The 14020-nt window shown below is 64.5% G+C and carries 15 protein-coding genes; 2 read left to right on the forward strand and 13 right to left on the reverse strand.

Annotated elements, in window-relative coordinates; translation table 11 throughout:
• Window position 1: 1 nt before the first annotated feature.
• From ACVDG8_RS17215 to ACVDG8_RS17235, 5 genes are all read right to left on the reverse strand, one after another.
• On the reverse strand, window positions 2-1123 hold the full coding sequence (locus ACVDG8_RS17215) for a mandelate racemase/muconate lactonizing enzyme family protein (protein ID WP_447255736.1): 1122 nt from the start codon (window positions 1121-1123) through the stop codon (window positions 2-4).
• 1 nt (window position 1124) lies between these two features.
• Window positions 1125-2222: an ABC transporter ATP-binding protein gene (locus tag ACVDG8_RS17220; protein WP_447255737.1), complete on the reverse strand. Its 1098-nt coding sequence runs from the start codon at window positions 2220-2222 to the stop codon at window positions 1125-1127.
• A gap of 4 nt (window positions 2223-2226) precedes the next feature.
• A complete protein-coding gene (locus ACVDG8_RS17225; protein WP_447255738.1) occupies window positions 2227-3093 on the reverse strand; it encodes a carbohydrate ABC transporter permease in 867 nt (288 codons plus the stop codon).
• A 2-nt stretch (window positions 3094-3095) separates the two neighbouring features.
• Window positions 3096-3992: a carbohydrate ABC transporter permease gene (locus ACVDG8_RS17230; RefSeq protein ID WP_447255739.1), complete on the reverse strand. Its 897-nt coding sequence runs from the start codon at window positions 3990-3992 to the stop codon at window positions 3096-3098.
• A gap of 153 nt (window positions 3993-4145) precedes the next feature.
• Complete coding sequence (locus ACVDG8_RS17235) at window positions 4146-5462, reverse strand: ABC transporter substrate-binding protein (protein WP_447255740.1); 1317 nt, start codon at window positions 5460-5462, stop codon at window positions 4146-4148.
• Between the two features lie 169 nt (window positions 5463-5631).
• On the opposite strand from ACVDG8_RS17235, the gene ACVDG8_RS17240 reads away from it, so the two are divergent.
• On the forward strand, window positions 5632-6420 hold the full coding sequence (locus ACVDG8_RS17240; protein ID WP_447255741.1) for an IclR family transcriptional regulator: 789 nt from the start codon (window positions 5632-5634) through the stop codon (window positions 6418-6420).
• Between the two features lie 64 nt (window positions 6421-6484).
• Window positions 6485-7324, forward strand: a complete 840-nt coding sequence (locus ACVDG8_RS17245) for an amidohydrolase family protein (RefSeq protein ID WP_447255742.1) — start codon at window positions 6485-6487, stop codon at window positions 7322-7324.
• A 98-nt stretch (window positions 7325-7422) separates the two neighbouring features.
• Here ACVDG8_RS17245 and ACVDG8_RS17250 read toward each other — a convergent pair whose 3' ends face one another.
• From ACVDG8_RS17250 to ACVDG8_RS17285, 8 genes are all read right to left on the reverse strand, one after another.
• A complete protein-coding gene (locus ACVDG8_RS17250) occupies window positions 7423-7884 on the reverse strand; it encodes a type II toxin-antitoxin system VapC family toxin (RefSeq protein WP_447255743.1) in 462 nt (153 codons plus the stop codon).
• On the reverse strand, window positions 7884-8126 hold the full coding sequence (locus ACVDG8_RS17255) for a type II toxin-antitoxin system Phd/YefM family antitoxin (protein ID WP_447255744.1): 243 nt from the start codon (window positions 8124-8126) through the stop codon (window positions 7884-7886). The genes ACVDG8_RS17250 and ACVDG8_RS17255 overlap by 1 nt, the downstream gene beginning before the upstream one ends.
• A gap of 99 nt (window positions 8127-8225) precedes the next feature.
• Window positions 8226-9191 carry an ABC transporter permease gene (locus tag ACVDG8_RS17260; RefSeq protein WP_447255745.1) on the reverse strand — a complete coding sequence of 322 codons (966 nt, stop codon included), beginning with the start codon at window positions 9189-9191 and terminating at the stop codon, window positions 8226-8228.
• Window positions 9191-10138: an ABC transporter permease gene (locus ACVDG8_RS17265; protein ID WP_447255746.1), complete on the reverse strand. Its 948-nt coding sequence runs from the start codon at window positions 10136-10138 to the stop codon at window positions 9191-9193. The genes ACVDG8_RS17260 and ACVDG8_RS17265 overlap by 1 nt, the downstream gene beginning before the upstream one ends.
• Window positions 10135-10872 carry an ATP-binding cassette domain-containing protein gene (locus ACVDG8_RS17270; RefSeq protein WP_447255747.1) on the reverse strand — a complete coding sequence of 246 codons (738 nt, stop codon included), beginning with the start codon at window positions 10870-10872 and terminating at the stop codon, window positions 10135-10137. Before ACVDG8_RS17270 ends, ACVDG8_RS17265 begins: the two co-directional genes overlap by 4 nt.
• Window positions 10865-11602, reverse strand: coding sequence for an ATP-binding cassette domain-containing protein (locus ACVDG8_RS17275; RefSeq protein ID WP_447255748.1), 738 nt, complete (start codon window positions 11600-11602; stop codon window positions 10865-10867). Before ACVDG8_RS17275 ends, ACVDG8_RS17270 begins: the two co-directional genes overlap by 8 nt.
• Window positions 11603-11659: 57 nt before the next feature.
• Window positions 11660-12835 carry a substrate-binding domain-containing protein gene (locus ACVDG8_RS17280; RefSeq protein ID WP_455707846.1) on the reverse strand — a complete coding sequence of 392 codons (1176 nt, stop codon included), beginning with the start codon at window positions 12833-12835 and terminating at the stop codon, window positions 11660-11662.
• The gene (locus tag ACVDG8_RS17285) at window positions 12720-14000 is read right to left on the reverse strand and encodes an extracellular solute-binding protein (RefSeq protein ID WP_455707847.1); all 1281 of its coding nucleotides are present in this window, start codon (window positions 13998-14000) and stop codon (window positions 12720-12722) included. Before ACVDG8_RS17285 ends, ACVDG8_RS17280 begins: the two co-directional genes overlap by 116 nt.
• Window positions 14001-14020: the final 20 nt, after the last annotated feature.

Raw genomic sequence — 14020 nt, forward strand, 5'->3', positions numbered from 1 at the left:
CCTAGCCTCCCTGTTTCGCGATCACCGTGGTGAACTCGGCGATGCTTCTGGCCTTCACGGCGTCCCAGTCCCAGTCGATGCCGATGCCAGGATCGCTGGGCGCCAGGGCATGGCCGTCCTCGATGCGCATCTTCTTACCCGTCAATTCGTCGAGTTGGGGAATATATTCGACATATTTGCCGTTCTGGATGGCGCAGGCCAGGCTGACATGCAGTTCCATGAGGAAATGCGGGCAGACCGGCATGTCGAAAGCCTCCGCCGCATGGGCCACTTTCAGCCAGGGTGTGATGCCGCCGATGCGGCCGACATCGACCTGGATGATGTTGCAGCCGCCCTTCTGCATATACTCGCGGAAATGCCGGATCGAATAGAGCGACTCGCCGACGGCGATCGGCGTCGTCGTCGAATTCGACAGGCGTACATGGCCGTCGATGTCGTCGGCCGGCAGCGGCTCCTCGATCCAGGCAAGGTCAAGCTCGCGCAGCCGCTCGGCGCGGCGGATCGCCTCGTCGATGGAAAAGCCCTGGTTGCAGTCGGTCATGATCTCGTAGCCGTCGCCGACCGCCTTGCGCACCGCCGACAGTCGCGAAAAATCCTCGGAGCCGTGCGGCTTGCCGATCTTGACCTTCGAGCCGGTAAAACCCTTGGCTTTCGCGGCAACCGCGTCGTCGACCAGCGCCTGCGTCTCGATATGCAGCCAGCCGCCCTCGGTGGTGTAGAGCGGGCAGCGGTCCTTGGCGCCGCCGGCGAGCTTCCACAGCGGCAGATTCTGCTTCCTGGCGCGCAGATCCCACAGAGCGGTATCGATGGCGGCCAGCGCGATCGCGGTGATGGCGCCGATAGTGGTGGCGTGGGTGGCGAATTCAAGCTCATGCCAGATCGCCTCGATCTGGTCGGCGTCGCGGCCGATCAGGCGCGGCGCGAGATGGTCGGCCAGAAGCCGCATGACCGAGGAGCCGCCGGTGCCGATCGTGTAGCTGTAGCCGGTCCCGGTCGTGCCATCGGCATCGGTGATGGTGACGATCGGCGTTTCCTGGCTGACGAAGCTCTGGATAGCGTCGGTGCGCTTCACCTTCGGCACGAGGTCGACCATGCGCAGCTCGATTTTTTCGATCTTTGCCATGTCAGTTCCTCAACGTCTTGCCGGTTTCGGCGGAAAACAGATGCGCGCGGCTCAGATCGAAGCTCATTCCGATCCTGTCGCCGGTTTTCAGCGGCTTCGGGTTGAGCATGCGCGACACCCAGTCGGCACCGTTGAACTCGGCGAAGACCAGCGTTTCGTTGCCCAGCGGCTCGGTGATGCTGACCGGCAGCTCGACGCGGTGGACCTCGGATTCGCCGCCGGAGCTCAGGCCATGACCGGTGGGGTAGAAGTCGTCGGGGCGGATGCCGAACACCACCTTGTCGCCGGTCGCTGCATTCGACTTGAACTGACGCGGCAGCGGCAGGCTGTCGCCGCCGCTGAAGACCAGCTTGCCGTCGCTGACGGTCGCCTCGTGCAAATTCATCGGTGGCGAGCCGATGAAGCCGGCGACGAAGCGGGTCGCGGGGCGGCTGAACACCTCGTCAGGCGTGCCGACCTGTTCGATATAGCCTGAACGCATGATGACGATGCGGTCGGCAAGCGTCATCGCCTCGACCTGGTCGTGCGTGACATAGATCACCGTCGACTTGACCTTGGCGTGCAGCTTCTTGATCTCGGTGCGCATCTGCGTTCTGAGCTTGGCGTCGAGGTTCGACAGCGGCTCGTCGAAGAGGAAGACATCGGGGTCGCGCACGATGGCGCGGCCCATGGCGACGCGCTGGCGCTGGCCGCCGGAAAGCTGCGAGGGCCGGCGTTCCAGCAGCTCATCGAGACCAAGGATGGCGGAGGCTTCGGCGACGCGCCGGTCCATGTCGTCCTTGGCCACTCCGGCGATTTTCAGCGAGAAGCCGAGATTTTCGCGCACCGTCATATGCGGGTAGAGCGCGTAGGACTGGAACACCATCGAGATGTTGCGCGAGCGCGGCGGCAAATCGTTGACCAGGCGCCCGCCGATATCGATCGTGCCGCCGCTGATGTCTTCCAGGCCGGCGATCATGCGCAAAGTCGTCGACTTGCCGCAGCCCGACGGGCCGACCAGCGCGATGAACTCGCGGTCGGCGATGTCGAGATCGATGCCGTGCACGATCCCGATATTGCCGTAGCGCTTGGTCAGCTTTTTGAGGGAAACCGTTGCCATGGGATCAGCCTTTCACCGCGCCGGAGGTCAGGCCGCCGACAAGGTGTTTCTGGACGATGTAGGTGAGGGTGAGCGCCGGGATGATCATCACCACGGCAAGCGCGCACATGCCACGCCAGTCGATGGTGAATTCGGCGGTGTAGTCGAGCAGGCCGACCGGCAGCGTCTTGGCGCTGACCGAACGGGTCAGTTGCGAGGCCAGCGCGAACTCGTTCCAGCAGGTCAGGAAGGCGAAGATCGCCGCCGACGCGATGCCGGGTCCGGCGAGCGGGAACTCGACCTGCCAGAAAGCCTGCCAGCGCGTGCAGCCATCGATCTGGGCGGCCTCGGCGAGATCCTTGGGCACCTGGCGGAAGAAGCCATCGATCAGCCAGATCGTGAACGGTACGTTGAGCGCGACATAGGCAAGGATCAGCCCGAAATGCGTGTCGATGATGCCGAGCCGCACATAGAGGAAGAACAGCGGCAGCGACAGCGCGATGCCGGGCACCGTGCGCGTCAGCATCAGGCCGAGGAAGACGCTGGATTTGCCGCGAAAGCGGTAGCGGGCGAAGGCATAGCCGCCGGCCATGCCGATCACGACCGCAATCGCCGTCGAGGTCACCGAGATGATGAGCGAGTTGCGGAAATATTCGATGACCGGGATGCCGCCCTTGCCGATGCCACTGAACATGGCGACATAGGCGTCGAACGAAATCTCCTGCGGTATCCATACCGGCGGCTTGGCCATGATCTCGACGGTTGGCCGCAGCGACGAGATGACGATCCACAAACCCGGAAGGCATATCGTCAGCATCGCCAGGAACAGGCCGATGCGATAGACGATGCCGGTGAGCCGGCGCTTCAGGCGGGCGGAAGAATTCTCGTCCATCTTCACCACTCCGCACCGATCTGCGTGCGCGCCGCGGCGAGCTTGTTGAAGAAATAGACGGTGAAGGCGATCGACAGCAGGATCGAGACATAGGCCATGGCGTTGGCCACGCCCATGCGCCCGTCGCTGTAGGCGGTGCGCGCCACCAGCGTCCACAACAGTTCGGTGCGACCCGCCGGCCCGCCATCGGTCATGATCTTGACGATGTCATAGGCGCGCGCCACGTCGAGCGAGCGGATGGTCATGGCGATGTAGGCGAAAGGCATGACGAACGGCCACGTCACATAGCGGAATGTCTGCCACGGCGTGCAGCCGTCGACGCGGGCCGCCTCGATCGGCTCCTTGGGCATGGCGAGCAGGCCGGCGAGGATCAGGATGGCGAAGATCGCCGTCGACGACCAGATTTCGGCGATCGAGATGGCGATGAAGGCGAGGTGACCCTCGATCAGCCACGGTATGGCGTCCTGCGTGATGCCCAGCGACTGCAGGGCGTTGTTCACCAGGCCGATATTGTCGTTGAACATGAACTTGAACTGGAAGCCGACCAGGATCGGCGAGAACATCATCGGGAACATCATCAGCGTGCGCAGGATGCGCTGGCCGCGCGTCGCCTTCTCGACCAGCATGGCGAGACCGAGGCCAAGCAGCATTTCGAGATTGAGCGCGATGGTCAGCAGCAGCACGGTGCGGCCGAAGGCCCACCAGAAATCGGTGTTGGACAGGATCGAGACATAGTTCCTGAGGCCGATGAAGACATAAAATGTCTCAGGCCGTGTCAGGCGGAACGGCGTGAAGCTCGAATAGAGCGACAGCAGCAACGGCACGACGACAACCGCCGCCAGCACGATGAAGGCGGGAAGCAGCAGCAGGAATGGCGCGGATGGCTTGAAGCCCTTCATCGGTATCCTGTGAAGCGTTGTTCGATTGGCGCTCTTGAGCGTCGAGGCCCGGGCAGAGCGGAAACATTATCGTGGATCGGCCAGCGCCCGCCTCGCGGGACGCGAACCGCCTCCCCCATACCGAACAGGGGGAGGCAGCCTTGGCAGACGGCTCTAGAGCTTGCCGGCGTCCTGAAGGATCTGCGTCGCCTTGGCGGCGGCGTCATCCAATGCCTGCTTGGAGGTCTTGTCGCCCAGGATCGCCGCCTGCAGTTCAGGATAGACGGCGTTCGAGATTTCGATCCACTCAGGCGTCTGCGGCACGGCGAAGGCATTCTTGGCCTCCTCCTGGAAGGCTGAGAGAACTTCCTTCTTGTAAGGATCCTTCTCGGCCTGCTTCAGATCCCAGTCCCAGACCGCGGTGCGGGTCGGCAGCGGGCCGGCGGCGGCCTCGAGCTTCTGGCTATCCTCGTTGGTCAGCCACCAGACGAGCGAGGCGGCGGCCTCCTTGTTCGGGCAGTTCTCGGTCACCGAGAAGCCATGGAAGCCGGACCAGCCGGTGCGCTTGCCCGAAGAGCCCTTCGGCGCGACTTTCACACCGACATTGCCGGCAACCTTGGAGGACTTCGGATCGTTGAAGAAGCCAGCCCAGCCCGGCCAGTCGAGGTTGATCGCCACGGTGCCGGAGGCAAAGCCCTGGCCGAGGTCGTCCCAGAGGTAATTGGTGGTTCCGGCCGGAACGGCCTTGGCCTTGTAGAGATTGACGAACCAGTTGAGCGCCCGGATGCCGGCCTCGGAGTTAAAGACCGGCTTGCCGTCCTTGTCGAGATACTCGCCGCCCTCGGCGACCACCATCTCGTAGAAGCGGCCGTTGATCGCCTCTTCCTTGCCGGCGAATTGCGTGCCGTAGAAATTGGGCGGGTTGGCGAAGAACTCGGCCTGGTCGGTGACTTCCTTCCAGGTGTCCGGCGGCACCAGATCGTAGCCGTACTTCGCCTTGAACTTGGTCTTGTTGTCGGCGTTCTCGTAGAGGCTCTTCTGGTAGTAGAGCGCCGAGACGTCGAACTGCGCGCGCGGCAGCATTTCCAACTTGCCGTCGATGGTCGCCGACTTGATCGTCGACGGCACGAAGGCGTCGATCTCTTCCTTGGGCAGCAGCTTGCTGAGGTCGGTGTAGAGGCCGGTATATTGCGGCGCGAAGGACGAATGGTTCCAGCCGACGCACCAGTTGGTGCTGCCCGAGGCGATGTCGGACTTGAGCTCCTTGTCGATGTCGAAGCCGTTCTTCTTGGTCAGGATGTTGACCTTGGCTCCGGTCGCCTTCTCCCATTCGGGAATGCGCTCGTAGAGCTTTTCATATTGCTGGCCGCCGATCAGCTTCACGTCGACGGCCACGCCCGGAAATTTGCCGGGCAGATCGGCGGAAAACGCCGCGCCGCTCAGCAACAGGCCAGCCAGTCCAGTGGAAATGCCTAGAAGCAGTCTCGTCATGTTCTCTCCTCCCAAGGCTCACGGCGACGGCCGGCCGAATGCGCAGCCGATCGCTTAAGCTTCATTCATATGCAAATAGCATTTTCATTCCCGGGTCAAGACGATTGTGCTTCCTGCGGGCCTTAGTCCATGCATATATGCAGATCGAAATTCACTGGAGGGGTTGCTGGTGGCTGAGGACGAAGACGGGGATCGCTACCGCGCGCCGGCGCTGGACAAGGGCCTGGACATTCTCGAGCTCTTGTCGAGCGTCGATGGCGGACTGACGCAAGCCGAGATCGCCAAGCGGCTCGACCGCAGCCCGAACGAGTTCTACCGCATGCTCGACCGCCTGGTGCGGCGCGGCTACGTCACCAAGATCGACGGCGACCGCTACTCGCTGACGCTCAAGCTTTTCGGGCTGGCGCAACTGCACGCGCCGGTGCGCAGGCTGGTTTCCTATGCGACGCCGATCATGCGCGATCTGTCCGAGACGTCGTGGCAGGCGAACCAGTTGGTCGTGTTCGACCGCGGCGCCGCCGTGGTTATCGCGCAACAGGAGGCGCCGCGTTATTGGGGCATCTCGATTCGCGTGGGATCGCATATCAGCCTGTTCGACACCGGTTCGGGCCATGTGCTGCTCGCCTTCCGCTCGCCGGAAGAGCGCGAAATGATGATTGCCGAGCACCTGCAGAGCACGGAACAGCTCAATCTGACCCCGGAGTTCTTCGCCCGCCTCGACCAGGTGCGCGACCGCGGCTACGAGATGATGGCATCACTGCAGACCGCCGGTGTCTACAATCTCTCGACGCCGGTGCTGGGGCCCGACGGGAGGGCCATCGCGGCGCTCACCATTCCCTACATCACCCTGGTCAACGCGCCCAAAGCACCGGACATCACATTGACCATTCGGCATCTGCAGGGCGCGGCGGCCAGGTTGTCGCAGTTGGCCGGGTCCGACGTGCCGCAATCGTCCTAAATTTCTTATTTGAATAATGGATTTTTCGGCGGGATAGTGCTGCGGCCACGGAGGAGACGCCGCCATGATCATCGACACGCATCTTCACCTCATCGACCAGGCCGCCTTGCGCTATCCGTGGCTGGCCGGCGTGCCGGCATTGAACCGCGATTTCTCCTATGCCGAATACGCCACCGATGCCCGGCGCTGCGGCATCGAGGCCGTGCTGCATATGGAGGTCGATGTCGACCCCGCCGACATTGACGCGGAGACCGCTTACGTGAAGTCGCTGGCCGGCCAGGCCGGCAGCCTGCTGAAGGGCGCGATCGCATCCTGCCAGCCGGAAGAAGCCGGCTTCGAAGCCTATCTGGAGACGGTCAAGGCCGAGCCGTTCGTCAAGGGCTTCCGGCGCGTGCTGCATGTCGTTCCCGACGATCTGTCGGAAGGGGCGCAGTTTCGCCGGAACATCAAGCGGCTCGCCGGCACCGGCCTGACCTTCGACCTGGTCGTGCTGCCGAACCAGATCCCGAAGGCCATCGCGCTTGCCGACCTCGCGCCCGACGTGCAGTTCGTCCTCGACCACTGCGGCGTGCCCGACATCAAGGCCAGTGCCGAGCATCCGTGGCGCGAGCATATGGAAGCCATCGCCAAGCGACCGAACGTCACCGCCAAGATCTCTGGCGTCGTCGCCTATGCCGACCCGGCGACGTGGACGGTCGATACGCTGAAGCCATATGTCGAGCACACGATCCGCTCCTTCGGCTGGGATCGGGTGATCTGGGGCAGCGACTGGCCGGTCTGCACGCTGGGCGGCGGGCTGACGACCTGGGTTGCCGCCACGCACGCCTTGCTGGCCGGGGCCAGCGACTCGGAGCGGACGCGCCTGCTTTCCGGCAACGCGCGGCGGCTGTGGCGTCTTGGCTAAAGCGCGTCGCGTGGAAACGGATCCACGCGACGCGCTTTAGGTCTTTGTTTTATGCATGTCGTCTTCCCAAAACCGAGGTCACTTTTGGGCGACATGCATTAGGCTATAAGAAACTCGCCTGCGAACTGATCTCTGTCAGCGAGCATTTGCGCCGGCACACCGAGCTCTGGCCCGGCGTCGGCAAGCCGCTGATCGAGCGTATATATCGTGGCGCCATGCTCCGATGCGATGGCGAGATGCAACGCGGCCCCCGCGCGAAGCCCGAGCTCGTGTCGATCGGCAAACTTCGCTGCCGCCCGGAATTGCCCGCCCGTCACACCCAGGACGGTAAAGCTTTCGGCGACCAGCCTGTTGAACATGGCGAGCGCCGCGGCACGCTGGTCCAGGCTGATTTGTCCAGTGCGTAGCTTGATCGCCATGGCGGACGACATCTCGGTGACTGTCCAGTCGCTAATGAGAAGCTGCGCCGGCTCCTGTTCCGCCAGCCAAGCCTGCACACGCGGCGTCATTGCCTCATTGGAGAGCGCCGCGACGATCAGCGACGTATCGAGATAGAGCATCAGTAGCGATCGCCATCCCGCATCGACCGCACGAGATCGGCGGCGCCCTGGGACTGGGCCGGCATCGCTGCGGTCAGCGATCGAAGCAACGCGACATCGATCGGTTTGCGCGGCCCGATTACGGCAGTGAGCCGCGCGACCGGCTTGCCGCGACGGGTGATATCGATCGAATCGCCCGCCTCGACCCGATCTACCAGTTCACTAAGGTGGGCCTTGGCATCCGCCAGACTGATCGCATTCATGTCACGCTCCTGACCATGTAGATAGTCATATGGCACATCTGGCTTGACGATTCCAGAACGACGCTTCTCTGCAGTCAGCTGAGCAGTTAGCCGCTCAATCTAGATCGTCGTGCGGACGTGGCGCTCGCGGCCGTAGAGCGAGACCAGCAGCAGAATGACAAGGCCGAACGCCGCCTGCACCGTTGAAGGGCGGAAGCCGAGGCCGATCAGCAGCGTGTTGATTTCCGTAAGCACCAGGACGCCGGCGATGGTGCCGAGATAGCTGCCGCGACCGCCGACCAGAGCCGCACCGCCGACGACGACAGCGGCAATCGTCTGGAACAGATAAGGCTGGCCGACATCGCCATAGGCAGAGCCGGTGAAACCGAGCAGCAGCACGCCGGCGACGGCGGCAAAGAAGGCGCTTGCCGCGTAGGTGACGATCCACATGCGCAGCGGATCGATCAGCGCCAGCGGCGCCGCCTCCGGATTGCTGCCGACCGCGTAGAGCCGGCGCCCATAAGGCGTTCGCGCAAGCACCAGCACGATCAGCGCCGTCAGCACGGCAAGACACGGCACCAGCAAGGGCACAGGCAAAGGGCCGACCGAGCCGCCGATGGAGACGAAGGTGGATACGGCTTCGGGCGCCGAACCCGATGGAAAGCCGCCGGTCCACAACAGCACGGCGCCCTGCACGATCATGCCGATGCCGAGCGTGACGATCAGCGGATGGATGTTGAGCCCGCGCGAAATCAAACCGTTGAGCGCGCCGATGGCGACGGCAAGTATACCAACCAGGATACATACCAAGGCGAAGTTCCAGCCCTGCGCGTAAAGCTGCGCCGCCACGACATTGGCAAAGCCGATGACGAAGGGGATGGACAGATCGATGCCACCGAGGATGACGACCAGCGTCTGGCCGATTGAGGCGACCGCCAGCAGCGAGGCGATGACCAGCAGCGCGCGGATGGCGAAGGGCGCGGAATAGCCAGGGATGAGCAGCGTGCCGATCAGTTGCATCAGCAGCGCCATTAGGAAGGCGCCGGCGATGCGGGCGCTGGTGGACTGGAACCAGTTGCGCGTCATCACGGCCTACCTTTCCGCGCCGAGAACCGCTCCTGCAGCGCCGTCAGCACCACGGCGACGACGAGGATCAGGCCATAGGCGATCTGCAGCACATAGGTGGAGACGTTGAAGGTGGTGAGCAGGCTCTGCAGCAGGAAGATGTCGATGGCGCCGATCGCGGCACCGCCCAGACCGCCGCGGCCGCCGGCAAGGCTGACGCCGCCAAGCGCCACCGCGGCAATGGCGATCAGCGTATAGGTCGCGCCGATGTTGGGATCGGCCGAGCCGATGAGCGAAGTGAGCATCAAGCCGGCCGCCGCCGCGAACAACCCGGTCAGGACATAGGCGATCAGCCGTACCTTGGTCACCGGCACGCCGGCGGTATAGGCGGCACGGTCGTCGCTACCGACAGCCATCAGAAGGTCGTGGTAAGGCGTCCGGCGGATGACCAGCCAGCACAGGCCGATCAGCGCCAAAGGCAGGATCGAGAGCGGTCCGGACATCGCCTTCAGCCAATCCGGCGCGGGGCCGATCGGCGCCGGCAGGATGGTGAGCGTGACGCCGGTCAGGATGAGGTAGGTGCCGAGCGTCGCCACGATCGGCTGGATGCGCACGATTGTCGCGAGCACGCCATTGGCGGCGCCGACCGCGGCACCGACCAGGAGCGCGGTCGGGACGATGATCCATGGCGACGAGATGCCGAGATTGAGGAACAGCACCTGGATGACCAGGGCGTTGACGAAGCCCATCAGCGGACCGACCGAGATGTCGATGCCGCCGCGTCCCGCCAGGATGACCGGCGCCGAGGCAACCGCAGCGCCGATCAACGGAGCCGCCAGCCCGAGCAGCGTGCCCCATCCCGAAGGCTGAAAGCGCGCGGGATTGAGCGTGACGTTGAGCACGAGAAGGACGACCAGCATCACCACGGCGAAGCCGACGCCACTGAGCTTGCGAAAGATCGGGCTCATGCGGCGCGTCCGAACATGGCGGCGATCACCGCATCGGTAGTCATCCGAGCACCGGAGAACTCCGCCGACACGCGCTGCTCGCGGAACACCAGCACGCGATGGCACAGAAGCAATATCTCCTCGATCTCGCTGGACAGGATGACCAGCGCCATGTCTTCGGCGGCAAGGCCGCGGAAGACGTCGTAGAGCACGTGGCGGGTCGCCACGTCGACGCCGCGCGTCGGGTCGTTAAGCAGGAGGACGTTAGGCTCCAGCGCCAGCGCACGCGCCAACAACACCTTCTGCTGGTTGCCGCCGGACAGAGTGGTGATGGCCGCATCGGGACGCGGCGCGACGATGCCGAGCCTCTCACGATAGGCATCGTAACGCCGGCGCCGGGCGGCGAAGCTGAGAAGGCCGAAGCGGCGGTCATTCGATACGGTGGAAATGGCGAAATTGTCGAGCACCGACTGCGTCGGGAAAATGCCGGTAGTGCGCCGGTCGCGCGGCAAATAGGCGATGCCGCTGGCGACGGCCTTGCGGAAGCTGGTGATCGACCCGGCCTTGTCTTCCACAGTGACTGCGCCGGCCGCCGGCCGCTCGAGGCCGGCGAGCGCGCGCAGGAAGCGCTCCTGGCCATGGCCGTCGAGCCCGGCAAGGCCGACGATCTCGCCCGGCGCGATGGCCTGGTTGATCGGATCGACGCCGGGCGTGATCACAAGGTCGCGGACGCGAAGTGCGCGGGCGTCAGCCATGCGCCAGCTCCGCCGCGGTTTGCGGCGCCATCGCCGCCAGGAGTTCCGCCGGCGTGGAAGCGCCGCGCTCCTCGGTCTTCACCACGCGGCCGGCGCGCAGGATCGATATGCGGTCGGACAGTTCCATGACTTCGTCCATGCGGTGGGTGATGAACAGGATCAGCGTCCCCTGCCCGGCAAGTGAGCGCATCAGCGCAAAGACCGACTCGCGGTCGGAGAAATCGAGCGCGGCGGTCACCTCGTCGAGGATGAGCACGCGCGGCTCGCGGATGACGGCGCGGGCCAGCACGACGAGTTGCCTCGCGGCAAGCGGGAGCTCGCCACACGGACGGTCAAGGTCAATGGGCGTCACCGCGAAGCGACTGAGCGCAGCCTGCGCCCTGGCCTTTCGCTCATCGCGCGGTACGGCTCGTCGCCAGAGGCCATCGAGGCCGAGCAGGATGTTGTCGGTCACTGACCGGTCAGGCGCGACCAGCACCTCCTGGAAGACGGTGGCGAAGCCGGCGGCCTGGAAGGCGGCCGGCTGGGTTCCGGAAAACGGCTTGCCGTCGAGAAGGATAGCGCCGTCGTCAGGCTGCACGATGCCGGACAAAAGCTTGACCAGCGTGCTCTTGCCCGAGCCGTTCTCGCCGAGGATCGTATGGATCGTGCCGGACCGGAAGGCGATAGACGCCTGCGCCAGCGCGACCGTTTCGCCATAGCGTTTGGAGACGCCTTGGACTTCGAGCATGTTTGTTTCCGAAAATAGAGAAGCCGGCTCTTCAGGAAAAGCCGGCTTCGCACGGCATCACTTGGCGCAGGCGTCCGGCACCTTGGAATAGTCCCAGCCCTTGGTCGGCGCCGGGTTGCTGAAATAGGCGTCGAGCGCGTCCTCCGGCATCGGATCAGCCGGCGGCACCGGGAAGACCGAAACGGCGTCCGGCGTCATGCAGTCCTTGTACCATTTGTCGAGTTCGGCGGCATGCACCGGCGGGATCGGGATGAGCAACGTGTTGAGCTTCGGCTTCTGGCCGTCGAGCATGCGCTCGCCGACGCGGAACAACGTCTGCGCCGTCCAGCCCGGCAGCACGGCATGGCCTTCGAAGCGGTATTTGTCGGGATTGGCCTTCCAGTAGCCGAGCGCATCGCCGGTGATCGAACCGGTGATCAACGGCGCGGGACGGCCGGCTTCGGCGAAGGCTTCGGCGACGACGCGGCTTTCGCTGCCCGTCGTCCAGACCGCGTCGATCGGCGCCGGGTTGGTGGCGATCGCCTGGAGCACCACCGTCTTGGTGACGTTGGCGGTCCAGTTGCCGTTGACGGTGCGCGCGACCTTGAGGCCGGTGTTTTCGCCAAGCGCCTTATCGGCGCCCTGCTTTTCCTGGACCACGATCGGATGCCCGGCGATGCCTTCGACGACCAGCACGCTGGAATCGGCCTTGGCCTTGCCGATCGCCGTCATCATGTCATAGCCCCAGCGGGCATAGTTGGAATCGACGTTGATGGCGTTGGGGCTGGTGATCGAGCCAGCCGCCGTGATGAAGGGAATGCCGGCCTTGGCCGCGGCGTCCACGGCATCGTCGAGCGCCGTCGCCGAGCCGGGGATCGAGGTGATGATCGAGCACTTCTTGTCGATGAAGGCGCGGATCTGGTTGATCTGCTGGCTCGGATCGTTGTTGGAATCCGACACTTCGAAGCTCGACACCGTGCCGTCGGCGATCAGCCCGTCGACCAGCCGCTTCAATTCCTTGGTCACCGACACGCGCCACGGATTGCCCTGGTAGCTTTCCGAATGGCACCATTTCCACGGCTTGGGCGGCGGCGTGAAATTGTCCCAGGCCGACGGCAGCACCTTTTGCGGCGCGCCGTCATATTGCGCCTTGAGCAAATCCGGCAGGCCATCGATCGCCGATTTCACGTCGGCCGCGTGCGCGGCGAGCGGGATCGACGCGAAGGCTGTTGCGGCGAGAAGGCCGCGTAGCAGGCTGGTCATTTTTTCCTCCCTTGGTTGCAATGGACTGGCCGGCCGCGACGGCCGGCGCGAAGCTCTCGCGAAAAAGGCGATTGATGTCGGCAACGACGCGACGGGCGTCCTGTTTGCCGGCCAGGCCCTCGTTGATGCGGTCGGAAGCCTGCTGCTGGAATGCCATATAGCCGTCATGGCGCGGGCGAACCCAGGCGCCTTCGAGCGTCGCCCTGGTCGCGCGATAAAAGTCGCCCGTGGCGGCGTTGACGGAGTCATCCTCCCAGGCCGCGGCATGGCCGGGCTGGCCGCCGGCGGCGGCATAAGGCCCGCGCTGCACCGCGCCGCTGGCGATCCAATAGGCGAAGTCGATGGCCGCCTCCCGTTCGGCGGAAAAGGCCGATACGGCAATGCCGGTGCCGCCCAGCGCAGAACCGACAGGCCCGAGCAATCCAACCGAAGGCATGTCGGCAAAGGCAAGGCGGCGCGGCCTGAAACCCTCCACGGCGTAGGGCACATAACCGTAGATCAGCGGCGCGCAGGCGAAGGCCGAGCCGGGTTCGGCCATCTTTTCGAACACGGCGATCGGGTCCATCGCCAGGCATTCAGGATCGACGAGCGCGGCGATCTCTCGCAGCATCTCGAAGGCGGTCTCGCCCGTATCGGCATCGATCAGATCGCCGGGGCCATCGACGGCGCAGGGCCGGCCGACATCGGCGGCTAAAGTGTAGAAGCACATCAGCGAGTGCGGCGGTCTCAGCGGCAGGAGCACGCGGCCCTGCTCGGCAAGCTGCAGCACTTCGGTCCAGACCGTCGGCGCGGCCTCTATCAGATCGGGACGCCAGGCCTGCACCTGTGTCGCCGCATCGATTGGAAAGGCCCATTGCCGGCCTTGCCAATTGTAACTCGGATAGGAGCGGCCGACGCTCCCCGCCGCCAGCGCCTCGCGTTCCGCCTCGCGACCAGGCACGTCGAGCGGCGCCAGGCACTTTTCGGCGGTGATCTGGCCTACATGCGGATGATCGATGACGATGAGATCGTAGGCGCGCGCGAGCTCTTCCACCGGAAAGGATTCGAAATCCTGCAGCGAGCGCTTTTCCCACTCGATCGAGACGCCGGTCTTTTCACTCCACAGCGCCGAGCACGCCACCATCGGGTCGTAGCCGCGCGGGTGGCTCCAGGTCATGCCTTTCAGCGCAACACCGC

This window comes from Mesorhizobium sp. ORM8.1, from assembly GCF_053005525.2.